The sequence below is a fragment of the Vibrio sp. 1402 genome, from assembly GCF_033340275.1.
In genome coordinates this window covers 1-1,076 of record NZ_JAWOWE010000089.1, presented here as the reverse complement: position 1 = coordinate 1,076, position 1,076 = coordinate 1, and the positions used below count along the sequence as shown (strand labels likewise).

Here is a 1,076-nt window from a genome sequence, read left to right as displayed (position 1 = left end):
ACCAAGCTGGGGTGAGTTACTGCAGCAAGGTAAGTCCAACTTGGACTCGCCATGGATTGTGGCGTCTGTTGTGACTTCCATTGTACTGGTACTGGTGATGGTCACCTTTATCGGTGAAGCGATTCGAGCGGCATTCGACCCGAAAAAATTCACACGCTATGTTTAAGCATGCATTGTGAGCAAAACATAAAAAAGGGAAGTTTTATGAAAAAAATAATTTTAGCGTCCACGCTAAGCGCCCTAAGTTTTGGCGCGATGTCAGCGACGCTTCCGACTGACTTAAACTGGCAAACAAACTGGGATGAGCCTCAATATGGCTCTCCTGAAGCAAAGCGTGGCGGGACTTACCGCACTTTCATGTCGAGCTTTCCTCAGACTCTACGCAGTGTTGGTCCTGATGCAAACTCTGGTTTACGTTCTTTCATCTTGGATGAAACGCCAGGGTTGGTGGTTCGCCACCCAGATACGCTTGAATTCATCCCTGAACTAGCCAATGAGTGGGCATTAGCGGGTGACAATAAAACGGTTTATTTCAAACTGAACCCACAAGCTAAATGGTCGGATGGCAAGCCAGTCACGGCAGACGATTTTGTTTTTATGCTTAAGTTTTACCGCTCGAAAGACATTTTAGAGCCTTGGTACAACGACTATTACAACAAAACGGTTGCTGATGTTATCAAATTTGACGATCACACCTTCGCCGTGAAGGCCGCGAAAGAGCTCAATCCAGAAGAGTTGTTGTTGAGAATGGGGGCGCTACGTCCTCGTCCTGCTCATTTCTATGCGAATCCGAAGAAAGACGAGAACGGTGACGGCATTCATGATGATTTTGTGCGCTACTACAACTTTAAAAGTGAACCAACCACCAGCGCTTATTACTTAGCCGACGTCAAAAAAGGTAAAAGCGTTACCTTTAAGCACGTAGGTGAGGACTGGTGGGGTTATACCAATAAGTACTACGAGAATCGCTATAACGTCGACAAAATTCGTATCACGGTTATCCGCGATAGTGATATTGCGATGAAGCACTTCGAAAAAGGTAAGTTGGACGCATTTGGATTGGTTTTGCCAAGTCT

General features: G+C 45.8%; 1 protein-coding gene and 1 pseudogene. Both read left to right on the top strand.

Features of this window, described 5'->3' with window-relative positions; all coding sequences use genetic code 11:
* Positions 1-166 (top strand): annotated as a pseudogene (locus R7044_RS24325) (ABC transporter permease); the annotation flags it as partial.
* Between the two features lie 38 nt (positions 167-204).
* Positions 205-1,076 (top strand): ABC transporter substrate-binding protein (locus R7044_RS24320; protein ID WP_225455887.1); only part of this gene is annotated, 872 nt, incomplete at its 3' end.